Genomic DNA, 23,424 nt, shown 5'->3' on the forward strand with positions numbered 1-23,424 from the left:
GCATAACAAAAAGAGCAGCCGCTTAGGGGCTGCTCTTTTTTATTTCTCTTCCAACAGCACAGTCAGGTATTCGGTCAGCCGATAGACGCGCTTGCCGCCGCTGAAAAACAAGAGCGGAAGGCCGCGCACCGCCATCTTGCCCAAGATCAGCAGCTCTTCCCACGTCTCGACCACCGCCCCGCGCAAGTCGGGGTCGAGGCTTGGCGAGACGTGAATCACGCCCGCTTCGGCGAGCAGGTGGCGGCAGCGCTCAGCGTCGGGCAGCATCCACTCGCGCAGCATGTTTGGCTCCCACCAGTTGGACAGCTCCGGCGTGACGATCGCCGGGAGCAGCAGGTGTTCGCGGCTCTGCAGCCAGTTGAAAAAGCGCTCCTCATATTCCAGCCACTCTGCCACCGTGAGCGGCCGATCCGCATGCGGATTGTCGACCGCGTCCAAGCCCCAGCCTTTGTAAAAATCGGACTGGCCGATGTTTTGCACAAACCAAAACTGACGCGGCGCCTCCTTCTCCTCCCAGCTGTAAAAATCGTACACGGCCAAGATCGCCAACAGCTCTTGCGTGTAAAGTTTCCGCATCTTACAGCGTCGCGAACAACCGCAGCAGGAGGGCGATGCGGCGCGGGATCTCATTGACAACGATATGCTCATGCGAGGCGTGTGCGCCGTCGCCGACCGGGCCAAGCCCGTCGAGGATCGGGATGCCGGCCAGCGCCGCCACGTTGCCGTCACTGACGCCGCCCACGCCGATCTCTTTCAGCGCAAAGCCTTCCTGCTTCGCCTGCTCCACCGCGTGATGATAGAGCCGCTCTGTGCCTGCTGTGCGCTCCATCGGGAACTTGTCGACTTCGCCGCTGACATGGAGTTCCGCGCCGGGCAGGACTGGTTTTAACTCTGCAAACAGCTTTGTTACGCGCTCCGACTCCGCCGCCGTCTGCACGCGCACATCGACGACCATCTCGGCATGCTCCGGCACCACGTTAAACGTCGTGCCGCCGATGATCTTGCCGACCGACAGCGTCGTGCCCGCTTCGTAGTTGGTCCAGCCTTGGATGGTCACGATCTGATGGGCCAGCTCGGCGATGGCGTTGATGCCAATCTTGTGCTCATTGCCGGCATGTGCGGCCCGCCCTTTGGCGCGGACGGTAAACACGCCGCCGCCTTTGCGTGAAGTCTTCAGATAGCCGTCACCGTAGCAGGGCTCGATGACCAAGGCCAAGGCGCTTTTGTTCGCTTCTGCCACGATCGGCTCCGACCCGGACGGGGAGCCGATCTCTTCGTCGGTGTTCCAGAGGAAGACGAGTTTCTTCTGCGGCTGCACACCCTGCTCGATCATCGCCTTGAGCGCAAAATAGGAAAACACGATGCCCGACTTCATGTCATACGTGCCCGGCCCGTACGCTTTGCCGTCTTCGATGCGCCATGGCTCGACAGCGAGTGTCCCGACGTCTTTGACCGTGTCAAAATGGCCGAGCACCAGAATCTGCTCTTCGCCTTCCCCATATGTAACGCGCAGCTGATCCCCCTGCACCGCCTGCGGGATCTTCTCCACCGTGCAGCCCAGCGCCGCGAACCGCGCTGCGATCACTTCGCCCAGCGCGTCGATCCGCGCCTTGTCCTGCGAAGGCGTCTCCATCTCCACGTACAGTTGCAACTCCGCCAGCACATCGTCCAACTGACCTTCAAAATACTGCGTCCAATTCTGTTCCACTGTCATTTGAGTCACCGACCTTCTTTCCTCGTTCTGGATACCTTTATCATACCCTGATGCAAACTATCAGAAAAGTTTTATATAAATCGAAACTATTGCATGTTTATGCATTTTGGGTGTATGATACAAAACGTTATTCATGAAATGCGCATCCTTATCGCATATTAAAATACAGCACTGATTCCAGGAGGTAACATCTAATGAAAACTTTCAAATCTCTCTGCACGATCGCACTGACCGCAGTGCTTGCACTGGGCACCGTCGCATGCGGCACCGATGACAACGCGAACACCGGCGGTGACACCGGCAAGAAGACCATTGTGATGGGCACGTCGGCCGACTACAAACCGTACGAGTTCCACGATACCGCTAAAGGCGGCGAGGTCGCCGGATTTGACGTCGATATCGCGAAAAGCATCGCCGACCAACTCGGCTACCAGTTGGAGATCAAAGACATGGACTTCAACGGCCTGATCCCGGCTTTGCAGGCCGGCACCGTCGATTTTGTCATGGCGGGCATGACCCCGACCGCAGAGCGCAAGCAAAGCGTCGACTTCTCCGACATCTACTATGAAGCGAAAAACACCATCGTCGCGAAAAAAGGCGCCAACCTGAAAACGGCTGAGACCCTCTCCGGCAAAAAAGTAGCGGTGCAGCTCGGCTCGATCCAGGAAACGGCAGCGAAAGACATGAAAGGCCTGAACATCGTGCCGCTGAACAAGACCGGCGAGATCATCCAGGAGATCAAAGCGGGCCGCGTGGACGCAGCGATCATCGAAGACACGGTGGCAAAAGGCTTCGTGCAAGCCAACCCGGATCTGGAATTCAACACGATCCCGAACACCGAAGAAGCGGGCTCGGCGATCGCCTTCCCGAAAAACTCGAAAATCACCGCCGACTTCAACAAAGCGCTGCAAGGAATGAAAACCAGCGGACAGATCGACTCGTTTGCGAAAAAATGGTTTGATGCAGAATAACTTCGGGGCGGTGACGGGGCATGGACCTCAATTTTGAACGCATCGTGCCCTCTATCCCTTATATGCTCGAAGGGATAAAGGTCACCCTGCAATTCACCCTTCTCTCCGCGTTTTTCGGTTTTCTGTGGGGGACGGTGTTATCTTTATTCAAGATTTCGAATATCAAAGTGCTGCGCTGGTTTGGCATCGCCTACACCTCGATCTTTCGCGGCACGCCGCTGATCCTGCAACTGACCTTGGTCTACTTTGCCACACCGCAGCTGACCGGCTATCAGATCACGGCGCTGGAAGCGGGCGTGCTGGCCTTTTCGCTGAACTCGGCAGCCTACATCTCGGAGACGATCCGCGCCGGCATCCTGGCGGTGGACAAAGGGCAGCGCGAAGCTGCATTGGCGCTGGGTGTACCGTACCGGCGGATGATGTTCGACATCATTTTGCCGCAAGCGTTGAAAAACATCTTACCTGCGCTGGTCAATGAGAGCATCGCTTTGCTCAAAGAGTCGGCGCTGGTCTCGACGATCGGTGCGGCCGACGTGCTGCGCCGGGCGACGATCGTCGGGGCGGAGAAGTATATTTATTTCGAACCGCTGATCGTGGCCGGGATCATCTATTATGTGATGGTGATGGCGCTGACGTTTGGCGCAAGGCTCTTGGAGAGGAGGCTGCGGCGCAGTGATTAAGGCGGACAAGCTCTATAAATCGTTTGGCAAGCTGGACGTGTTGAAAGACATCTCCACCGAGATCAAAAAAGGGGAGGTCGTCGCGATCATCGGCCCGTCCGGGTCGGGGAAGTCGACCTTCCTGCGCTGCCTCAACCTGCTGGAGATGCCGACGTCAGGCAAGATCTACATCGACGGCAAAGACATCACCAACGCCGGCAAAAACGAGATCATGAAAGTCCGGCAAAATGTCGGCATGGTGTTCCAGCATTTTCACCTCTTTCCACACATGACGGTGCTGGGCAACATGACGTATGCGCCGATCAAAGTCAAAGGCCTGTCCAAAGATCAAGCGCGGGAAAAAGCGCGCGAGTTGCTGGGGCGCGTCGGGCTCGCCGACAAAGCGGATGTCTACCCGACCAAGCTGTCCGGCGGGCAAAAGCAGCGCGTGGCGATTGCGCGTTCGCTGGCGATGGAGCCGGAAGCGCTCCTGTTCGACGAGCCGACCTCGGCGCTCGACCCGGAGATGGTCAAAGAGGTGCTTGATGTCATGAAGTCGCTCGCCACCACCGGCATCACGATGGCGATCGTCACGCACGAGATGGGATTTGCCCGCGAAGTGGCCGACCGCATCTTGTTCCTCGATGAAGGGCGGCTGGTGGAAGACCGCACGCCGGATGAGTTTTTCACGAATCCGCAGAGTGACCGGGCGAAACAGTTTTTGCAAAAGATGCTGTAAGTTCTCACCCTCAGCACCCGTTCATAAAAGACGGGTATGGGGGTGTTTTTTTATGCGGGGAAACTTGGTGCTGGCAGGCGGCGCGCTGCGCGAGGACAATGCCGAGGTGTACGGCAAGATCATAGAGCTGGCCGGGGGCGTGGGACGGGCGAAGATCGGCATCATTACGGCTGCGTCCGAGCCGGAGGATGCGGAAGCGAACGGGGCGTACTACCGGGAGCTGTTTGCAGAACGGTACGGTGCGCTGGAGGCGGAGTGGGTTCCGCTGCATGCAGGGCAGATCGGGCGGCGGGACGATCCGGCGCTGCTGGAGTTGTTGCGCACGCGGACGGCGTTCTTTCTGGGCGGGGGCGATCAGTCGAAGATCGTGGAGTGCCTGCTGAATCCCGATCACACGGACAGCTTGGCGATGGCTGTGATCCGCTCCGCTTTTGAAAAAGGCGCTCTGGTCGCCGGCACATCGGCGGGTGCGGTGGTGCAGTCGGCCGGCCCGATGGTGACGAGCGGCGCAGGGCCGGAAGACGTGACCTGGAATCCGCGCGGCGGGCTGGGCTTGTTCCCGTATGGGCTGCTCGATTCGCATTTCAGCGAACGGGAGCGGCTGGCGCGGATGTTGCACATGGCGCAGGAAACAGGGTGGCAGCGGGTGTACGGAATCGATGAGGATACGGCGCTGATCGTCAGCGGAGAGCAAGGGACGGTGCGCGGGCGGAATCAGGTGGTGGTCGCTGAAGCAGGAGATGGAGGAGGCGTGAAGCGATATTCAAGCGGAGACGTCATCGAGCTGTAAGAGATGAAGGTAGTCGTGCAGGTAAAGAAGAGACGACCGCTTGGGGCGGTCGTCTCGTGGAACTTACAAGTAAGCGCGCAGGTGGTACGGCGCTTGCGGGTTGAACGAGCCGTTTTGGCTGCTGACAAACATATAGTAGACTTGTCCGGCTACGAGGTTGAGCGAGACGAATTCCGGGTTGTTGCCCGGTTGCGGAGCGGCCAGCCAAGTGGAGGTTACCGGGTCCCAGACGCGAAGAATATAGTCGGAACCAACCGGGATCTTGTCGAGCACGACGCGAGCCGCGCCTTTTGCCGGTGCAACAAAACGGTAGAAGTCGCGGTCGGACGGGTTCGCGATGAAGCCGAAGATGTCGTCGTTGACGAACACCCCTTCTGCGATCGTTTGTGCATCGTTCATGCCGCTTACTGTGTTCGGTTCAGCCTCCCAGTACGTTGCAGCCAGCGCAGTGCCGCCGCCAACGGTCAAAACAGCTGCTGCCGTGATGCCGACGAGTGCCTTTTTCATCAGTTTCATTTGGATAGACTCCCTTTCTCTAGTAGGATTATTTTTATGTGAAAATCATAGTTGTAATTTAATTTTACAAATTATTGTGTGATGAGTCAAGGTTACATTTTAATGATGTGGTTTACTTTTAATAGGTCGATATAAAAGAAGACGACCGCACAGAGCGGTCGTCGTGTCGCTTTTAGAAATAATGGAAGGAAGAGAGGCGATATTCTTTGCCTTTGTCATTGAGGCCAAATACGCGCACATAATAGGTTTCGCCGTAGGTCAGCGGCATGTCGATCAGCCCGGTGCCGTCATCGGAGTAATGTTCGCCGGTCGCCTTGTTGGTGACGGTGAAGCTGTAGTTGCCGGCCGTTTCGATGTACAGCTCAGCGTACAAGGAATTTTGAGCGGTGAATGTGAAGACGTCAGCATCGGTGTAGGTGCCGATGTAGCCGGTCACGCTGTCGCCAATGCTGTACCCTTCCGCGGTGGCGTAGGTGTCATTGGCGCCCGAACCGTTGCTCGCTTCCAGTTCGGTGCTCGCTGCCAGTGCCGTTTGTGCACCGGTGGCGAGGACTGCGGTCATGGCGATGGTGAGCAGTGTTTTTTTGCGCAGATTCATTTTTATTAGCCTCCCGTTATTGCATTTATTTCATGTTTAAATAATAAATGAATCTAGCAAGTAGGTCAATCATTTTCCGGTCAGTCTCTCGCCGGTTTTAAAACTAAGGATCATCGTCTCATCGTTGGCAAAAGTCACGTGCCAGCCGAAACGTTCTTCGGGAAATTGCGGGAGGTTGATCGGGGCAAGCGAGATCAGCGGCGCGGTGCCAGGTGGCGCAAGCGGAGTGACTTTTTCGCGAATCGCGTATTCGGAGACGCCTTCTTTGAGCAGCACGGAGGCGATAAGTTTTACCTGTTTGGTCGACAGGTCACGGACCAGCCAGACCGCTTTGTCCTCGCCATTGCTGTCTGTCCCTGTCACCAATAGGTAGGCGGGGCCGTAAGGAACAAAGCGAATCGGAACGGCCTTACGATTCCTGACAGTGGCGAGCAGTTGATGATCCTCAATAAATTGCTGCGCCTCCAGATCGGAAGGCACACCGGTATCCCCGGTCACAGGCGGGGTCGCAGGTTTAAGTGTGAAGTTGAGCAGAAGAAAGAGCCCAAACAGGCAGATCAGGAACAGCGAAGGCTTCCAGAGCAGTTTCATGTTCATCCCTCCTGAAAGAAAGACTCCGGATGGGGGAATTTGGTTTCAACACAAAATAGCCCTCGTCACAAGACGAGGGTCGATTCTTACTATTGAGCAACAATACCTAACGGGAATACAGGGAGCGTGTCCGCAACGTGTGATGCGTTTTGAGTGGTTCCAATGGAGAAAGCCAAGCCTAATGTTAGGACTGCAAACAATACAGCAAAACGTCTCTTCATTAACATCCCTCCTAATCGAAAAAGTCTGAATCAATTTCAGAAAACATTCTCCCCATTTTATAATACTTCATCAATGAATCAGCGTCATCAATCGAGCTGTAGTAACGCATGAGATACTTGCAGGCGAGAAAACGAACCTCCAAGCTAAAGGTTGTGTTGTTGGTAACAGAATGAGCATATTTGGGATCGTCTTTAGAAAAGGAATATGCAATCAGGAGTTTCCCATATAAATCTGGATATTCTTTCGACGACTCCAGATGCTCTTCGACCATTTTGTTGGCAGTCTCGTGAGCCCGAAGTTTGATCAAGGTCTTTGCATACTCATTCACTGCAAAAATCCGATAGTACTTGTAGTGTTGTAAAAGTCCGATGGCTTGTGGAAGCAGTTTGGCAGCTTCTTGATACCTTTTCAGGACATATTCGAAGTGAGCGCAATTCACCAATGCGATACCTGTTTGCTCTTGATCGAATGCCAACTGGTAATGTTCCAGTGAGAGATAGGCGTGTTTCTTTGCAAGTTCAAGATTTCCGCGTGCTTCAAACATTTTCATTCTTGTGTAGTGAACCAAACCTATTGCACGAGGCTGCTCTGCGAAAACTGAATCGGCGACTTCAAGCATTCCCTCGATGTTGCTGAAATCTTTTCGGATAATATAGGTCAGCATCAAGTTGGCTGTTACAAGATGGAGCAGGTGGCTGTCGGAGTATTGTTCATATATGTTTTTGGCCAGCTCATGAGCGTGTAGCCAGGTTTGGTGCGCTTCTTCGTATTTTTGCTGCAAATATTGTACTCGGCCAACGTTGTTCAGACCAAACCCGCGTTCAGTCGCTCCAATTGAAAGGTGGAGGAGTTCGTCAGCGATCTCGCTTGCCTGAATCAACATCATTTTCGTTTGTGTTTTCCCCTGCAACAGTGCATGTAGTTGGTGCTCTTTTCTTACCGTATCCGTCTGTTTGATTCTTTCAACTGAAAGGCCAAGACCTTCCGCTATTATCTCAAGATCTGATGGGGCGATTCGTCTCGCCCCGTTCACCATAATGCGTAAGGTTTCGCGATTCATTCCAATACGATCCGCAAAAGCACGAATGCTGAACGCACCGCCTTTTTCGGCCAGTATCTCTGAAATTCGTCTTCCCAGAGGAACTCGGTTTGGTTCTAATGAAACCTTATTATCAAGAGTTGACATAGAATCATTCCTCCATTGGAGAATTCGTAATCATAATTGTAAGCAGAGTGTCAATTGCCTATCTTTTTCAATTATAACGATATATTCAGTTACTGTATATCTTTTTAAGGTGATCTCGGGTTAAGAGATAGTTTGATTTTTATACAAATGAACAAATTGTAAGTTCGAAAGAATATTTGATGAATAACAACAGTCAAACTTTTTGATAGAATGACGACATGATAGTAGAGGGGAAGTGAAGCGTCATGGAGCAGGAAGGGTCGTCTTGGAAGCGCACCTTATGGGTGATGGCGGCGGTGCAGTGCATCATGATGATGGCGTTCACGTCGAGCGGACCTTTTTTGGCTTTATACATAAATGAGCTGGGCGTGGAAGATTGGGGCAAGGTGGCGATCTGGGCGGGGATCATCTCGTCGTGCAACTTTTTGCTGGCGGCGATCGTGTCACCGATGTGGGGCTCGATCGGCGACCGCAAAGGGCGGAAGCTGATGGTGATGCGGACGACGTTTGCGATTTCAATTTTCATGTTCCTGATGGGTTTGGCGCAGAATGTCTGGCATCTGCTGATCACCCGCACGATCCAAGGGATCTTCAGCGGCTTTACCGCTTCGGCCAACGCCTTGGTGGCGACGGTGATCCCGGAGGATCGTCTTGGCTATGCTCTGGGTTGGCTAGCATCGGCGGGGATGTTCGGCACTCTGATCGGGCCGCTGGTGGGCGGGGTGATGGTCGATCTGATGCACAGCTACCGAATTGCCTTTTTCCTGACTGGCGGATTTGCGCTGATCGCCTTTTTTGTAACGTTGATCTTTGTGAAAGAGCGTTTTGAGCCGCCTGCGAAGGATGCGAAGAAAAAGGGCAGCATCCTTGAGCAGTTCCGCGCCGTGAAAGAGATGAAAGGCGTGCGCACGATGTTTGTCGTGCTGTTCCTGGCGCAGTTTTCGGTGATGAGCGTGCTGCCGGTACTGCCTGTCTATATGAAGGAACTCACCGGACTGGAGTATCTCGGCATCATCGCCGGTTTCGCAACGGCAGCGACCGGGCTGGCCGATCTGATCGCATCGCCGTTCCTCGGGAAGCGAAGTGATAAGATCGGGTATCGCAAAGTGCTGACGATCTGCATGACAGGCGCTGCTCTGATGTACCTCCCGCAAGCGCTTGCTCCCAATGTCTGGGTGTTTATCGCCGCGCGTTTTGGCCTAGGACTCTTCATCGGCGGCATCATGCCGACTGCAAACGCCCTCGTCGGCCGCCTCGCGCCAAAGGAGCACCGTGGCAAGGTCTATGGCTTCTCCGCGTCGGCGATGCTCTTAGGCTCTTTCGCAGGTCCGCTCTTGGGCGGCTTGGGTTCCGCTTACTTCGGCATCCGTGTGATGCTCGGGCTGACCTGCGTGCTGTACCTGCTGAACATGATCTGGGTGCGGATGAAAGTAGTGGAGTCAATCGATCGCTGCTGACTGGTATTAGATCGGAATTATCGTAAAGAAGGAAAGAAAATGATAGGAAAAAGTCATTCAGCCAACTGAATGACTCAACGTTTTAATCTGCGTTGTAATCCTGTCTTTCAATCGAGAAAGCAATTTGATATGCAATCGCATTTAACCCTAGTCTTGCCCTTGAGTAATAATCTTCATTGATAAGAATTTGCATCCCTCTTCTTGGAACATCTGGAAAGTCAGTGAAGAACTTTTCATCAGGTGTACCACCGTCATGCATCAACGCATTTCGAACTTCTTTTAATTCAATAAGGAAATTGAAATGGGTATTGTGGCGCTCCCCCTTGAATTGATACCAAGCAACGTAGGGGTCCTTGTTAAATTTGAATTCGCTTTTTAGGAAGTTTATTAAACCATGAACCGATGCGCCACCAGATTGTAGACGTTCAATTTCACGTTGAATAAGTTTTTCCTTGACAGCATCAATCGATGTCAAATTATCGCTCATGTCTAATAAATCCTGATAGCTCAAATTGCTCTTTCCTTTGTTGCTGGAAGCTATCTTGGTTGGATGGAGTTTGATTAGTTCTTGAATTGTACTCCTAAGGTAAACTTCAAAAATGGTCCACTGTAATAAAAAGCTACCCTGGTATAGGATTTCTTTTGCTCGATTTTTTACTTCATCGGGTTTACCGAGCGAGTGGGCGAGTGTTAAGTATGTTTTTTGAACTTGCTCGAAATTGTCCATGTCTAATGGATCCAAATCAAGAGTAGTGTAGGCATCTGCAGTCACTTCAACAGAAAAGCTAGATCTTCCATAACCTGGGAGGTCGGATAGGGGGAGTTCTTGTTTTTCAGGAGGCCAAATGATTATCTCCTCATCTGTTTTAGGATGCTTACCAACATGACCTAGTTTACCTGCTGCTGCTGATTGCTGTATCTCTTCTAAAGGAATTTGACATTTATCAGCGTATTTTTCAAAAGTTAACCAACAGCAATTAGGCTCTTTAGACATTGAAAGTTGAGTAATATCAGATAAACTAAAGGAGAGGTTTTCTCTCTTTGGTATTACAGGTGCCAGCTTTAGTTGTTCTAATTCTTCTTTGGGGTACTTAAATAAAAGTTGTTGAGAAATATCATAAGAAAGCTCAGATAACTCGGTAAACTCAAAAATACTTTTGTCACTAGACCTGTATATTTGGTAAGGTTTAAATTCGGGTTGGACTTTGATAATTTCCTTCATTTCTTCTCCTCCTCGAGATACTCTAAACTTATAATAGACAAAATCTCGATTAGGTAACACAATACACTAATTATTTTATGTATGAAAGAATGACCCGATGGTTTTTTCGAGTGATAAAAGATACAATTAACAGAGAGATTTCAAAGGAAGGATGATCACCAATGGAACTGAACCTGACCGGACGCGATAAACACAGCACGCCAGATGAGTTGGCGAACTTGTCGGCTGTTATGATCCACGGCGACGAGATTTTTGTAGACCAAGGGGCGATTCACGGGAAGAGCCGCCTGGAGCGGGGCATCGACTTCCGCGCAGCACGCTCGGCGGAGGATGTGCCGCACGGGGAGAAGGTTGCTGTCGTGTGGGTGACCTTGAAAACCTACGAAAGCGGACGCGGCTTTAGCGGCATCGCTTCGGCGGAACTGCTGATCGACTTCGAACATGGCATCGGCTACAAGGCGATGGGGCCGCTGGTCAATCAGATGGACCGCGCGGTCAAAGGCCGTGTCGACGTGTCTAACCTGTCCTCGGAACAGCGCGTGAAACTCGCCGGTTTCCTCCAGCAATTACGTGCCGATCTCTGGGAGAACACCCCGGAGGAAGTCAAGGCGGAACTGGTGTAAACGACCTTTGCAAAACCCACCTTTTTGGTGGGTTTTTTGCTTGGGAAAACGACCACAATAAGATGTGAAACCCAACAGCATACTTATCCAAAAAATTTGTTTCTCATACAGAATGAAGAGTGCTATAATTGCATTCGTTATGTTTTCGTTATGCTCTCCATGAAAGGAATTGAACGCGATGCAAAACCAAACTCCTCTGTTCACGAAGCTCGTCGAGCACGCGAGCCGGAACCCGATTCAGTTCCACATACCTGCACACAAAAAAGGCTTTGGCATGCCGAGTGAATTCAGCGATTTCATCGGCCCGAACGCTTTGTCCATAGATTTGATCAACATCGCACCCTTGGACGACCTGCATTCACCGAAAGGCATCATCAAAGAAGCCCAGGAACTGGCTGCCCGCGCTTTTGGCGCGGACCACACGTTCTTCTCCGTCCAAGGCACCTCCGGCGCGATCATGACGATGATCATGTCGGTTGTCGGTCCCGGCGAGAAGATCCTCGTGCCGCGCAACGCGCACAAGTCGATCATGGCGGCGATCATCCTCTCCGGCGCACATCCGGTGTTTATGCATCCGGAAGTGGACGCGGAGATCGGCATCATGCACGGCATCTCTGTTGACACCGTCCGCGTCACGCTCGACGCGCATCCGGACGCGAAAGGCGTCCTGCTGATCAACCCGACTTACTTCGGCGTCTCTTGTGACCTGAAGACGATCGTCGAACTCTGCCATGAGCGCGGCGTTCCGGTTGTCGTCGACGAAGCGCACGGCGTGCTGTTCAAATTCCACGATGACCTGCCGCTCTCGGCGATGCAGGCCGGCGCGGACATGGCGGCGACTTCGGTGCACAAGCTCGGCGGCTCGATGACGCAAAGCTCGGTGCTGAACGTCCGCGAAGGATTTGTCTCCCCGGCGCACGTGCAGGCGGTGCTGTCGATGCTGCACACCACGTCGACCTCCTACCTGCTGCTCGCGTCGCTCGACGTCGCCCGCAAGAATCTTGCGGTATACGGGCAGGAACTGATCGAAAAGGTGCTCCGCCTCGCCCGCAACGCCCGCAAGATCATTAATGAAGAGATTCCGGGCATGTTCTGCTTCGGCGACGAGATTTTGAAAACGTCGGCGACTTTCGCTCACGACCCGCTGAAGCTGAACATCTCCGTCAAGGAGCTTGGCGTCACCGGCTGGGAAGTGGAGAAGATTCTCCGCACCGATTTCAACATCGAAGTCGAAATGTCCGACCTGTACAACATCCTCTGCATCGTCACCTTTGGCGACACGGAGGACACGCTGGGCTCGCTGATCCACGCCCTGCGCGAGATCTCGAAGCGTTTTGGCGTGCAAGAGAAGAAAGACCTGCCGCAAGTGCGCATCCCGTCGATGCCGTTGCTTGCCGTCTCGCCGCGCGACGCTTTCTACAATAAACAGACGGAAGTGGTGCCGCTCAAAGAGGCGGCCGGACGGATCATGGCAGAATCGGTCATGGTCTACCCGCCGGGCATCCCGATCATCATGCCGGGCGAAGTGATCACGCAGGACAACATCGAGTACATCGATGAAAACGTCAAAGCAGGACTCCCGGTGCAAGGCCCGGATGACCCGAACATCGAATTCATCAAAGTGTTGAAATAGATCATAAATAGACCTTGCAGTCAAGAAAAAAGTTCCCTTCTTCGGAAGGGAACTTTTTCTAGTTGTGCACAACGACCTGCTGTGATCCCTGTCCCCGTGCAGGATGAGCACAGGTCGCGGAGATTCTTCCAGTTGGTTTCCAGCTATCGACTAGTGAAACTCATGCATGATCTGCGTTATTCTAGCACTCGACCACATGACAAGCCTAATCCTCAAATCTGATGAGGAACGGAGGAACCACACCTGGGGTGAACTCGCGAACTCGTGCGAGCGGGCATCCTTCAGCCCGAACCCGTCAGCTAACTCCGGCGGCTTTTAGAAGGAGAGTGCTAAACAATGAAGAAATTCAACCTGAAAAAATGGGCTTGTGCAGCACTCGTTGCAGCAAGCGTCCTGACCGTTTCGCAAGTAAATGTCGAGGCAGCAGGCCTCACCGATCCGATCGTCGTGCAGCCGGGCCAAACGCTGTCCAAGCTGGCAGCCAGCTACGGCACGTCCGCAGCGGCGTGGAAGACGGCCAACCATCTGGCGTCCGATACGATCTATGCCGGCCAAAAGCTGCATATCGTCTTCCCGTACAAAGTGATGAAAGGTGACCAACTGGCGTACCTCGCCAACAAATACGGCACCACCGCAACGGAGATCAAAAACCTCAACGGCATGGAAAATGATCAGCTGATCGCAGGCAAGACCATGCTCATTCCGTCCGGCACCAACGGCTTCTACAAAGCGGCAACTCCGGTCGCAGCAACTCCGGCTCCGCAGACCGAAGAAAAAGCGGCCAACCGCCAGGCGCTGCAACCGATGAAACAGCCGGTTGTTCCGACCCGTGTGGCTCCGACTCCGGCACCAGCTCCGGTTGCCAAACCGGCACCGGCGCCGAAGCCGGCTGTGCCGACCGTGGCAGGCATGGCGTACACCAAGACCCTGAACATGGACGCGACCGCTTACGGCCCGGGCAACATCATGTGGCAATGGGGCGGCCACACCTTCACCGGCACCAAAGTGCGTGAAGGCGTGATCGCAGTGGACCCGAAAGTGGTTCCGCTCGGCTCCAAAGTTTTCGTGACCGGCTACAACTCCCCGCTGCTTCCGGCGGGCGGCTTCGTAGCGACCGCTGAAGACACCGGCGGCGCGATCAAGGGCAACCGCATCGACATTTACATCGACGGCACCCAAGCGCAGCTCCGCCAGTTCGGCCTGCAAGACGTGAAGCTTTATATCCTGAAATAACAGGCAACCACACATGCCAGCACACAAAAGAACCACTTGCCAATCCGGCAGGTGGTTTTTTTGTTTTTCAAAATGGCAACGATGGATAGATGAGGAAAGAGGTGACCGTGTGTGGAGATGTTTCGCGTGCTGCAGGTGGTGCGCCCGATGCAGGGCGGCATGCGCCGGCATGTGCTGGATTTGATACATGGGTTGCGGGAAGTCGGGCTTACCGTGACGGTCGCTTGCCCGCAGGAGATGCGCGGGGAACGGGAGCTGCAAGGGGTGAGCAGCGTGCCGCTGGAGATCATCGACAGCGTCAGTCCGATGAAAGACATGCTCGCGGTGCGCCAACTGGTCAAGCTGCTGCGCGATCAGCCTTTCGATCTCGTGCATCTGCACGGGGCCAAAGCCGGTCTTGTCGGCCGCATCGCCTTGCGCAGCCTGCCAACTCCGCCGCCCTGCGTGTATACCGTACATAATCAAGTGTTGCCGCGCGGCGGGCTGGTCAAGCGCGTGCTGAACACGCTGGAGCGCAGGCTGGCTCCTGAGACCGACCGCGTGATCGCCGTGTCGCGCCGCCTCGAACAGGACGTGGTGGCGCGCCACGGCATCCCGCCATGGCGGGCGGTGACGATTCACAACGGCGTCGATCATGCCGCCCTGCTCCCCCGCGAGCATGCCCGGCAGATCCTCGGCTGCGAGGACAGCGACCGCCTGATCATCGGCGCGATCGGTCGGATGGTCGCGGAAAAAGGGTTCTCGACGCTGCTCGAAGCGTTCACGATCCTGCTTGCCCGCGGCGTGGACGCGGAACTGGTGCTGATCGGCGACGGCCCGCTCCTGTCCGACTATCAGCGGCAGGCAGGGAAGATCGGCCCGGCGCGGGTGCGCTTTTTGGGCGAAGTTCCGCAGGCGCGGCGTCTGCTCTCGGGGCTTGATATCGTCGTCCAGCCTTCACATGCCGAGGGCTTGGGCCTCGTGCCGATCGAAGCGATGCTCGCCGGGTGTCCGGTGATCGCCAGCGACGTCGGCGGGCTCCCGGAAGTGGTCGTGCACGGCCGGACCGGGCTGCTCGTGCCGCCGCAGGAAGCGGTGGCGCTGGCCGACGCGCTGCAACTGCTCTTGCAAAAAGCGGACTGGCGCATCCGGCTCGGTCAGGCCGGGCAGCGCCGGGCGGAAGAGCATTTCACCAGAACGGCGATGATCGAGGCAACCCTGCGCGAATACCGCTCGGTGATCGCCAAACGCCAAGGGGTCTTTTTATGAAACGAAACGTGATCTTGATGCTACTGCTGTTGTGTTCGCTGCTGCTGCCGGGCACGGTCAGCGCCGCCCCTGACCAACCCCGCAAGCCCGACAAAAAAGTGGTGATCGTCGTCATCGACGGGCTTTGGCAAGGCGCGATGTCCGCGTCGGCGACCCCCAACCTGACCCGCCTGCAGCAGATCGGGGCGGTTGGCGTGATGAATCACAACACGCTGGGCAGGAAAAACGATGTGAACACCTACCTGACGATCGGGGCCGGATCGAAAGCGAGTGCGCCGCTCGAGTTCGTCCGCGCCTACGGTCTTCAGGAGCAGGTGCGGGAAGAGCAGCGCCCCGTGACGGGCCGTGAGCTGTACCTCCGCCATTTCGGCTACGAGCCGCAGGGGGAACTGGTCGTGCCGCAGATTCCGCAGATCAGAGCGGCCGCGCAAAACGCGAACTACACGCTTTTGCCGGGACAGCTCGGCGATGCGGTGCATGATCTCGGCGGCAAGACGGCGGTGCTTGGCAACACCGACCACGGCACACAGGCGCATCGCCCGGCCGCCTTGATCGCGATGGACAGCACAGGCAGCGTGGACAAAGGGTCGCTGCACAACGTCTTGATCGCCGACGGGACGCGTCCGTTTGGGGTGCGGACCGATTACAAAGCCCTGCACGAACAGTTTTTGAAAGTCCAAAGTGACGCCGACCTGATCGTGCTGGAGACGGGCGATGCCGGACGGGTGCATGCGATGCGCGACCTGATGACCCATGAGCAGGCGGAACGCGCATACCGGCAGGCGATCGAGGAAGCGGACGGGCTGATCGGCGATCTCTTGCCGCAGGTCGGCCCCGATCTGCTGCTCGCCGTAGTCTCGCCCGACAACAACCCGCTGCCCGTCGCGCCTACACTGTCCCCGGTGATCCTCGCGGGCGGGGGGATTCCGCCCGGCAGCCTGCTCACGTCGGGGACGACCAAGCGGGAGGGACTGATCGCCAACTATGACCTGGCGCCGACTTTTGTGCAGGCGCTGGGCGGCGACCCGAAGGACTATTCGTTCCTCGGACAGCCGGTCACCGCGCAACCGGTGCAGGAGTCGGTCGATGCCCAAACACAGCTCGACAGCATCGTGGACAATATGCTTCTGCCCAGCGGCATGCGCCGCCTGCTCGTCCGCCCGTGGCTGAACATCTGGATCGGGGCGGCGGCCTTGATCTTGTTCGGCACGATCTTTCGCCAAGCCTGGCTGCGCTATGTCACCCCGCTGGCGGAGCTCTTGCTGATCTTCCCTTTGGTCTGGCTGTACGTGCCGCTCCTGAATCCGCAGACCGGGCAGGAGATCACGATGTACACGGCACTGCTCGCGATCGGAGCGTGGGGCGGACTGCAACTGATCCGCCAGCCTTTGCAGCGCTTTGGCGTGCTGGCCGGGCTGACCGTCGCCACGCTGCTTGGGGACATGCTGCTCGGTGCGCCGCTGATGAAAGAATCGGTGTTCTCCTACGACCCGGTGGTCGGCGCGCGCTACTACGGCATCGGCAATGAGTACATGGGCCTGCTGCTCGGTGCCGCGCTGCTCCTGCTCAACGCCTTGCTTGCGCTCTATCCGGGCAAAGGGAAGTGGGGCACCTTGCTGCTCTTTTTCGCGATCGTCTGCCTGTTCGCTGCACCGTCGTTTGGCACCAATGCGGGTGGCGCGATGGCGGCGGCGATCGGCGGGTCGTATGCGTTTTTGCAGGTCTGCAACGTGCGGATGACTTTGAAGAACTGGCTGTGGATCGGCGGCGGGGCGGTGTTTGGACTGGCGCTGTTGTTCGCTTTGAACTTTGGCGGCGAACAGACGCACATCGGGCGGGCGACGGCGCTCGTCATCGGCGGCAACTTCGGCGAAGTCTGGCAAATCCTCGAGCGCAAGGTCGAGCTCAACCTGCACCTGCTGCGCGTCTCGGCATGGGGCAAGCTGTTGCTGCTGTTCATTGCCACCTTGCTCGTGTGGCGCATTCGCGGCAGACGGACGCCCTTTTTGCTGCACAACTTCAAGACGCAGCTCGTCACGGCCGGGGCGGCTTTTCTGGTTAATGACTCCGGCGTGGTGGCGGCGGCGATCATCCTGCTTTTTGCAGTGGTGCCGCTGCTGAGCATTAGGGAACAGAATTTGGACATACTACCGACTGAACAGGCTCCACAAGAATGGACTACGAGGTGACATACATGACGAACGAATTCACCTGGAAAGTGGGCGGAGCTCAAGGCGAAGGGATCGACTCGACAGGCGAGATTTTGTCGACCGTTCTCACCCGGATGGGGTATTACATATTCGCATACCGCCACTTCATGTCGCTGGTCAAAGGCGGCCACACCAACTACAAAATCAGAGCGAACAACGTGGAGCAAGTCGACTATCATGGCGACACGCTCGATATTTTGATCGCGTTTGACCAAACGACGATCGACGAAAACGAATACGAGCTGATCGAGGGCGGCATCATCCTGCATGACGCGAAATTCGAAGGCCAAGCGAAGCGCACCGACTTGAAAGTCTGCTCGGTGCCGATGTCGCAGATGGCGAAAGACCTCGGCAACGTGATCATCAAAAACATGGTCGCAGCCGGCGCTTCCTGCTATGTGCTCGATATCGACCCGGAGAATTTCTACGAGCAGATCGAATCGCAGTTTGGCAAAAAAGGCGCGGAGCTGGTCGAGCTGAACAAGACCGCGTTTAACAAAGGCTACGACTATGTCAAAGAAAACTATCCCGATGTGCGCCGTCCCGTGCCGCCGGCGACCAAACCGGCCTCCCCGCGCCTGTTGATGACCGGCAACGAGACGACCGGCGTTGGCGCTTTGGCTGCCGGCTGCCGCATCCTCGCCGCTTATCCGATCACCCCGGCGACGGAGATCATGTATTGGCTGCTCGGCAACATGAAAGATTTTGGCGGTAAAGTGCTGCAGGCGGAAGATGAGATCGCAGCCTGCATCATGGCGATCGGCGCGAACTATGCGGGCGTGCGCTCGATGACCTCGACCTCCGGCCCCGGCCTCTCGCTGATGATGGAAGCGATCGGCATGGCGGGGATCTCCGAGACGCCGCTCGTCATCGTCGACGTGCAGCGCGGCGGTCCGTCGACCGGCCTGCCGACCAAGCCGGAGCAGTCCGACTTGAACGGCGCGCTCTGGGGCTCGCACGGCGAGATTCCGCGCGTCGTGCTGGCGCCGACGTCGATCGAAGACTGCTACTACCAGACGTTTAACGCGTTCAACATCGCGGAGAAATACCAGTGCGTGGTCATCGTGCTGAGCGACCTGTTCATCGGCATGAACAAGATGACTTTGTCGGACATCGACGTGACCCGCTTTGCGGTCGACCGCGGCGAAATTGTGTCGCAAGAGACGCTTGATCAGTTGGAAAAAGGCGCTTTTAAACGCTATGCGATCACCGATTCCGGCATCTCGCCGCGCTCGTTCCCGGGCATGAAAAACGGCCGTTACTGCGCTTTGACCAACGAGCATGAAGAGACCGGCCTGGAGATCGAAGATGTGCCGATGCGCGAGGCGCAGATGAACAAGCGCTTTGGCAAGATGGCGCCGCTGGAGCGTGAAGTGAACGAGTGGGGTGTGGAATACACCGGCCCGGATGCGCCGGATGTGCTGATCATCGGCTTTGGCTCGACCAAAGCGCAGATCTCCGAAGCGGTGAAAACGATGGAAGGCCAGTCGGTCGGCCATCTGCAGTTGCGCTGCATGATGCCGTTCCCGAAAGATGCGGTCAGATCGCGCATCGAGTCGGCGAAGCGCGTCGTGATCATCGACCACAACTATACCGGCCAGTTGACCGGGCTGATCCAGCGCGAGATCGGCTTCCATGACAAGACGGAAACCTTGAAGAAATACAACGGCAATCCGTTTACCGTAGGCGAAATTGTTTCCTATGTGAAGGGGTGAGCGAACAATGGCGACTTTAGCAGATTTCAGGTATGAGAAAGCGACCTGGTGCCCGGGCTGCGGCGACTTCACCGTGCTGGCATCCCTGCAGCAGGCATGTGTCAAAATGGGTCTGGAGCCGGAAGACGTCTGCTGCGTATCGGGCATCGGCTGCTCGGGCAAGATCTCGCAGCACTTTGGCTCTTACGGGTTCCACACGCTGCACGGGCGTTCGCTCCCGACGGCGCAAGGCATCAAGATGGCCAACCAGGAGCTGACCGTCATCGCAGCGGGCGGCGACGGTGACGGCTACGGGATCGGCATGGGGCATTTCATCCACGCCTGCCGCCGCAATGTCGACATCACCTATGTGGTCATGGACAACCACATCTACGGCTTGACCACCGGCCAGTCTTCGCCGACATCGAAAAAAGGCTTCAAGACGAAAACCACTCCGGCCGGCGTGGCCGAAGAGCCGGTCAAGCCGCTGGAACTGGCGATGACCGCAGGCGCTTCGTTTGTGGCGCAGGCGTTCTCCGGCGACTTGAAGCAGATGACCAACATTTTGGTCGAAGCGATGCAGCACAAAGGCTTCTCGCTGGTCAACATCTTCTCGCCGTGCGTGACGTTCAACCGCGTCAACACGTATGAGTGGTTCAAAGAGCACATCGTCAATTTTGACGAGATGGACTATGACCGCTCCGACAAATACGAAGCGATGCGCCGCGTGCACGAAGCGGAAGGCGTCTGCACCGGGATCATCTACAAAGAAGACCGCCCGGCGTTCCACGAAGTGGTGCTCGGCGCGACTGAGCATGGCACCGTCCGTGAAAAACTGGAGCTGTCGCATGAGCAGATGTCTTCGCTGCTCAACCAGTTCCGCCGTTAAGTCGTTACGCAGAAAAAGACCACCCGTGAGGGTGGTCTTTTTGCTGTGTATTAGTTGGTGATGGTGTAAACGCCGTAGCCGGTGAAGGAAGAGTAGGAGTAGGAACCGGTCGAGTAGTTCGGATCGTTCACGTAGAACGTGGTGCCGCCGTTGTGGCCGGTCAAGAGCACCCAGTGCGAGCCGCCGCGAACTTGGCCGATGATCGCCTTGTTGCCGTTGTTCAGGTAGGTGCGCAGGGTAGAAGCTGCGATCGAATCATAGCCGTAGTAGCGGCCTTGGAAAGAGATGCGGTTGTTCAGGTTCTCCAGTGCGCCCCACACCAGCAGGTTGCCGGAGTAGCCGCCGTGGTTTTTCAGCCAGGTGTTCAGACGGCCCGGTTGTGCCGGATCGCCTGCGATCTGGATGCCTTTGTGACGCAGCGCCATCGCGACGGAAGTCACGGTGCAGCCTGCTTGAGCCAGCGTTGCGCCTCCGCCCATCAGGTTGTCGCCCCACGGGGATTCATATTGCTTAAACATCGGTGCGTTAAAGGCAGCTTCTGCTGTCTGCGGAGCTACGAGGCCCGGCGTGACAACCGTTGCGGTCAGAACCGCTGCCGACAATGCCAGGGAAGTGATCAACTTTTTAAACATAGGTAGTTACCTCCTAATTGGAATTATATTTTTAATGGTTTCTGTTGATAGACTATCACGAATTAATAATGCGAGTCAATAAATAATATGTAAAAAAATAAAAGAGAGCGTACTTCCACAGAAGCCCGCTCTCTTCGGCCAATGGCGACACTTAGTTGATGGTGTAGATGCCGTAGCCGGTGATCGAGGAGTAGGAGTACGACGTGGTGCTGTAGCCCGGGTCGTTCACGTAGAACGTGGTGCCGCCGTTGTGGCCGGTCAGGAGCACCCAGTGCGAGCCGGAGCGGACTTGCGCGATGACCGCTTTGTTGCCTGCGTCGAGGTAGGAGCGCAGGGTGGAAGCAGCTACCGACGTGCCGCCGTAGTAACGGCCTTGGAAGGAGATGCGGGAGGACAGTTTCGGAACTGCGCCCCACACGAGCAGGTTGCCGGAGTAGCCGCCGTTCGATTTCAGCCAGGAGTTCAGGTTGCCCGGGTCGGCAGATGCGCCGCTAACGAGGATGCCTTTGTGGCGAAGCGCCATCGCCACAGAGGTGACGGTGCAGCCGGATTCGGACATCGTGTCACCGCCGCCCATCAGGTCATCGCCCCACGGGGAGGAGTATTGCTTGAACAGCGGCGCGGAGAAGGAAGCTTCCGCCGTTTGCGGAGCTACCAGCGCCGGAGTGACAACAGCAGCAGTCATAACAGCGGCAGACAATGCGATAGATGTGATCAATTTTTTAAACATAATTATGAACCTCCTAAAGAAAAATATGATTTTGGAACGTTCCGCTGATAGACTATCATGAATGAATAATCCTAGTCAATAAGAGAAAAATAAAATATGTAAACATAATATTGTTATATTATGTGACAAATATAAAATAAGGCGAGCTTCCGAAGAAGCCCGCCTTATACTGGTTGAAGCTGGAATTAGTTGATGGTGTAAACGCCGTAGCCGACGATGTCGGAGTAGTTGTAAGTGGTTTGGGAGTAGCCCGGATCGTTGACGTTAAATACGGTGCCGCCGTTGTGGCCGGTCAGCAGTACCCAGTGGCCGCCGGAGCGAACGTTTGCGATGATCGCCTTGTTGCCTGCATCGAGGTAGGTGCGCAGGGTGGAAGCTGCGATCGAAGTGCCGGACGTGTAACGGCCTTGGAAGGTGATGCGGGAGGACAGCTTCGGAACCGCGCCCCAAACGAGCAAGTTGCCGGAGTAGCCGCCGTTCGATTTCAGCCAGGAGTTCAGGTTGCCCGGATCAGCAGCGAGGCCGGATACGGTGATGCCTTTGTGACGCAGCGCCATCGCGACAGAAGTGACGGTGCAGCCGGACTCGGACATGGTATTGCCGCCGCCCATCAGGTCATCGCCCCACGGGGAGGAGTATTGCTTGAACAGCGGTGCGGAGAAAGCAGCTTCCGCCGTTTGCGGAGCCACCAGCGCCGGGGTAACAACAGTTGCGGTCATAACAGCAGCAGACAACGCGATCGAAGTAATCATTTTCTTGAACATTTTCATTTAACCTCCAAAAAAATAGTTATATAGTGAGTTCATCTCTTAATTGGAGAGTATCATGAATGCTAGATTGCTGTCAATAAATACGATTATATTTTACTAGATTTTCATAATAGAAAAAGTTACACTGGATACAATTTGATAATTTTATATAAATATTTAGTTTTATTATATAAAATACAAAAACCGCCCAAGTGAGCGGTTTCATCTAATAATGTTCGACGATCCAGGTCAAAAATTGTTGGAAGTCCTCATCTTTTGCTTTGTGTTTCGGATAGGCGATCAGCGTCGGACGGGCCAAAGCCCCTTCGGCGATATCGTGAGCCGTAAGCAATCCGGCTGCTGTTTCTTCGCGGATCACCCGTTCCGGGAGCATCGCAACGCCGAGATTTTGGATCACCATCTGTTTGACGGCGCTGAAGGAGTCCAGTTCCATGATCACATTCGGGAACACGCCGCGTTCCAGCAAAAAGCGGTCGACACGCTGGCGAAACGGTGCGGAGGAATCGCCAAACATGATCATCTCCTGCGCGCCCCAGTCGGCAAATCCGCTGAATGTGCGGCCCCAGCGATGCTCGGACGAGACGATCAGCACGATCCGGTCGCTGGGCAGGTCGAGCTGCAACAGCTGCGGATGATAGACTTCGCTGCCGAGCACCGCCAGGTCGGCCATCCCGGTCAACAGCGCGGTGATCGATTCTTCATACAGCGTCGATTTGACATAGCAGCGCAGGTCGGGGTGGTTTTTGCGGTATTCGCCGAGCAGCCGGGGCAACTCGTAGGAAGCAAACGCTTTGCCGGCGGCGATGGTCAGCGGTTTGCGCGCCGAGGTGTCCTGGGTAAAAGAGCGGATCTGCTCGACGATGCCGGTGGCGACCGGGACGAAGCTCCGGCCTTCGGGTGTCAGCGTGACGCCGTTGGCGGTGCGGACAAACAAGCTGACATTGAGCTGCTTTTCTAACTGTTTCAAACGGTGCGTGACGGTCGACTGCGCTAAAAACAGCGTTTCGGCCGCCTTGTTGATCGAGCCAAAGCGGGCGATCATCAGAAACATTTCAAGATTCTCAAGATTCACGGGACAGGATCACCTTTACTTATCG

The 23,424-nt window shown here is 55.6% G+C and carries 23 protein-coding genes and 1 riboswitch; of the genes, 12 read left to right on the forward strand and 11 right to left on the reverse strand.

What is annotated here, in order from left to right; translation table 11 throughout:
• Positions 1 to 39: 39 nt before the first annotated feature.
• Together CBW65_RS13265 and CBW65_RS13270 are read right to left on the reverse strand one after the other, a co-directional pair.
• A complete protein-coding gene (locus tag CBW65_RS13265; RefSeq protein ID WP_087457258.1) occupies positions 40 to 576 on the reverse strand; it encodes a hypothetical protein in 537 nt (178 codons plus the stop codon).
• Position 577: 1 nt separating this feature from the next.
• On the reverse strand, positions 578 to 1,714 hold the full coding sequence (locus tag CBW65_RS13270) for a M20 family metallopeptidase (protein ID WP_232463321.1): 1,137 nt from the start codon (positions 1,712 to 1,714) through the stop codon (positions 578 to 580).
• A 194-nt stretch (positions 1,715 to 1,908) separates the two neighbouring features.
• On the opposite strand from CBW65_RS13270, the gene CBW65_RS13275 reads away from it, so the two are divergent.
• Genes CBW65_RS13275 through CBW65_RS13290 form a run of 4 tightly spaced genes read left to right on the forward strand, consistent with a single transcriptional unit; the run spans position 1,909 to position 4,873 of the window.
• Positions 1,909 to 2,685, forward strand: coding sequence for a transporter substrate-binding domain-containing protein (locus CBW65_RS13275; RefSeq protein WP_087457259.1), 777 nt, complete (start codon positions 1,909 to 1,911; stop codon positions 2,683 to 2,685).
• Positions 2,686 to 2,705: 20 nt separating this feature from the next.
• Positions 2,706 to 3,365 (forward strand): amino acid ABC transporter permease, encoded by a 660-nt coding sequence (locus tag CBW65_RS13280; RefSeq protein WP_087457260.1) that lies wholly within the window; start codon positions 2,706 to 2,708, stop codon positions 3,363 to 3,365.
• Positions 3,358 to 4,083, forward strand: a complete 726-nt coding sequence (locus CBW65_RS13285; RefSeq protein ID WP_087457261.1) for an amino acid ABC transporter ATP-binding protein — start codon at positions 3,358 to 3,360, stop codon at positions 4,081 to 4,083. Before CBW65_RS13280 ends, CBW65_RS13285 begins: the two co-directional genes overlap by 8 nt.
• Positions 4,084 to 4,135: 52 nt before the next feature.
• A complete protein-coding gene (locus tag CBW65_RS13290) occupies positions 4,136 to 4,873 on the forward strand; it encodes a cyanophycinase (protein ID WP_157721937.1) in 738 nt (245 codons plus the stop codon).
• 63 nt (positions 4,874 to 4,936) lie between these two features.
• On the opposite strand, the gene CBW65_RS13295 is transcribed toward CBW65_RS13290, so the two are convergent.
• The 4 genes from CBW65_RS13295 to CBW65_RS13310 form a co-directional block, all read right to left on the reverse strand.
• A complete protein-coding gene (locus CBW65_RS13295) occupies positions 4,937 to 5,389 on the reverse strand; it encodes a PPC domain-containing protein (RefSeq protein WP_087457263.1) in 453 nt (150 codons plus the stop codon).
• A 172-nt stretch (positions 5,390 to 5,561) separates the two neighbouring features.
• Positions 5,562 to 5,987, reverse strand: a complete 426-nt coding sequence (locus CBW65_RS13300) for a hypothetical protein (RefSeq protein ID WP_087457264.1) — start codon at positions 5,985 to 5,987, stop codon at positions 5,562 to 5,564.
• Between the two features lie 69 nt (positions 5,988 to 6,056).
• A complete protein-coding gene (locus CBW65_RS13305) occupies positions 6,057 to 6,578 on the reverse strand; it encodes a hypothetical protein (protein WP_087457265.1) in 522 nt (173 codons plus the stop codon).
• A 232-nt stretch (positions 6,579 to 6,810) separates the two neighbouring features.
• Positions 6,811 to 7,986 carry a helix-turn-helix domain-containing protein gene (locus tag CBW65_RS13310; protein ID WP_087457266.1) on the reverse strand — a complete coding sequence of 392 codons (1,176 nt, stop codon included), beginning with the start codon at positions 7,984 to 7,986 and terminating at the stop codon, positions 6,811 to 6,813.
• Positions 7,987 to 8,231: 245 nt separating this feature from the next.
• Here CBW65_RS13310 and CBW65_RS13315 point away from each other — a divergent pair, with 245 nt between their 5' ends.
• Positions 8,232 to 9,443: an MFS transporter gene (locus tag CBW65_RS13315; protein ID WP_232463322.1), complete on the forward strand. Its 1,212-nt coding sequence runs from the start codon at positions 8,232 to 8,234 to the stop codon at positions 9,441 to 9,443.
• Positions 9,444 to 9,525: 82 nt separating this feature from the next.
• On the opposite strand, the gene CBW65_RS13320 is transcribed toward CBW65_RS13315, so the two are convergent.
• Positions 9,526 to 10,665 carry a hypothetical protein gene (locus tag CBW65_RS13320; RefSeq protein WP_087457267.1) on the reverse strand — a complete coding sequence of 380 codons (1,140 nt, stop codon included), beginning with the start codon at positions 10,663 to 10,665 and terminating at the stop codon, positions 9,526 to 9,528.
• A gap of 161 nt (positions 10,666 to 10,826) precedes the next feature.
• Here CBW65_RS13320 and CBW65_RS13325 point away from each other — a divergent pair, with 161 nt between their 5' ends.
• The 7 genes from CBW65_RS13325 (at position 10,827) to CBW65_RS13355 (ending at position 20,195) form a co-directional block, all read left to right on the forward strand.
• On the forward strand, positions 10,827 to 11,288 hold the full coding sequence (locus CBW65_RS13325) for a YwhD family protein (RefSeq protein ID WP_087457268.1): 462 nt from the start codon (positions 10,827 to 10,829) through the stop codon (positions 11,286 to 11,288).
• A gap of 178 nt (positions 11,289 to 11,466) precedes the next feature.
• The gene (locus CBW65_RS13330; RefSeq protein WP_087457269.1) at positions 11,467 to 12,921 is read left to right on the forward strand and encodes an aminotransferase class I/II-fold pyridoxal phosphate-dependent enzyme; all 1,455 of its coding nucleotides are present in this window, start codon (positions 11,467 to 11,469) and stop codon (positions 12,919 to 12,921) included.
• Between the two features lie 192 nt (positions 12,922 to 13,113).
• Positions 13,114 to 13,250: riboswitch (cyclic di-AMP (ydaO/yuaA leader) on the forward strand.
• A gap of 7 nt (positions 13,251 to 13,257) precedes the next feature.
• On the forward strand, positions 13,258 to 14,154 hold the full coding sequence (locus CBW65_RS25105; RefSeq protein ID WP_087457270.1) for a LysM peptidoglycan-binding domain-containing protein: 897 nt from the start codon (positions 13,258 to 13,260) through the stop codon (positions 14,152 to 14,154).
• Between the two features lie 117 nt (positions 14,155 to 14,271).
• Entirely contained in the window at positions 14,272 to 15,402 is a 1,131-nt protein-coding gene (locus CBW65_RS13340; protein WP_232463537.1) for a glycosyltransferase family 4 protein, read from the forward strand.
• Positions 15,399 to 17,591, forward strand: coding sequence for a hypothetical protein (locus CBW65_RS13345; protein WP_087457272.1), 2,193 nt, complete (start codon positions 15,399 to 15,401; stop codon positions 17,589 to 17,591). The genes CBW65_RS13340 and CBW65_RS13345 overlap by 4 nt, the downstream gene beginning before the upstream one ends.
• A 5-nt stretch (positions 17,592 to 17,596) precedes the next feature.
• Complete coding sequence (locus CBW65_RS13350) at positions 17,597 to 19,327, forward strand: 2-oxoacid:acceptor oxidoreductase subunit alpha (protein WP_087459233.1); 1,731 nt, start codon at positions 17,597 to 17,599, stop codon at positions 19,325 to 19,327.
• A 7-nt stretch (positions 19,328 to 19,334) separates the two neighbouring features.
• Positions 19,335 to 20,195, forward strand: a complete 861-nt coding sequence (locus CBW65_RS13355; protein ID WP_087457273.1) for a 2-oxoacid:ferredoxin oxidoreductase subunit beta — start codon at positions 19,335 to 19,337, stop codon at positions 20,193 to 20,195.
• Positions 20,196 to 20,245: 50 nt separating this feature from the next.
• On the opposite strand, the gene CBW65_RS13360 is transcribed toward CBW65_RS13355, so the two are convergent.
• The 4 genes from CBW65_RS13360 to CBW65_RS13375 all read right to left on the reverse strand — a co-directional run bounded on the left by CBW65_RS13360 (position 20,246) and on the right by CBW65_RS13375 (position 23,399).
• Positions 20,246 to 20,827 carry a C39 family peptidase gene (locus CBW65_RS13360; RefSeq protein WP_087457274.1) on the reverse strand — a complete coding sequence of 194 codons (582 nt, stop codon included), beginning with the start codon at positions 20,825 to 20,827 and terminating at the stop codon, positions 20,246 to 20,248.
• Between the two features lie 151 nt (positions 20,828 to 20,978).
• The gene (locus CBW65_RS13365; protein ID WP_087457275.1) at positions 20,979 to 21,557 is read right to left on the reverse strand and encodes a C39 family peptidase; all 579 of its coding nucleotides are present in this window, start codon (positions 21,555 to 21,557) and stop codon (positions 20,979 to 20,981) included.
• A gap of 185 nt (positions 21,558 to 21,742) precedes the next feature.
• Complete coding sequence (locus CBW65_RS13370) at positions 21,743 to 22,321, reverse strand: C39 family peptidase (RefSeq protein ID WP_157721938.1); 579 nt, start codon at positions 22,319 to 22,321, stop codon at positions 21,743 to 21,745.
• Between the two features lie 211 nt (positions 22,322 to 22,532).
• Positions 22,533 to 23,399 carry a LysR family transcriptional regulator gene (locus CBW65_RS13375; protein WP_087457277.1) on the reverse strand — a complete coding sequence of 289 codons (867 nt, stop codon included), beginning with the start codon at positions 23,397 to 23,399 and terminating at the stop codon, positions 22,533 to 22,535.
• Positions 23,400 to 23,424 lie beyond the last annotated feature (25 nt).

Source organism: Tumebacillus avium, from assembly GCF_002162355.1.
Classification (GTDB): Bacteria; Bacillota; Bacilli; order Tumebacillales; family Tumebacillaceae; genus Tumebacillus_A; species Tumebacillus_A avium.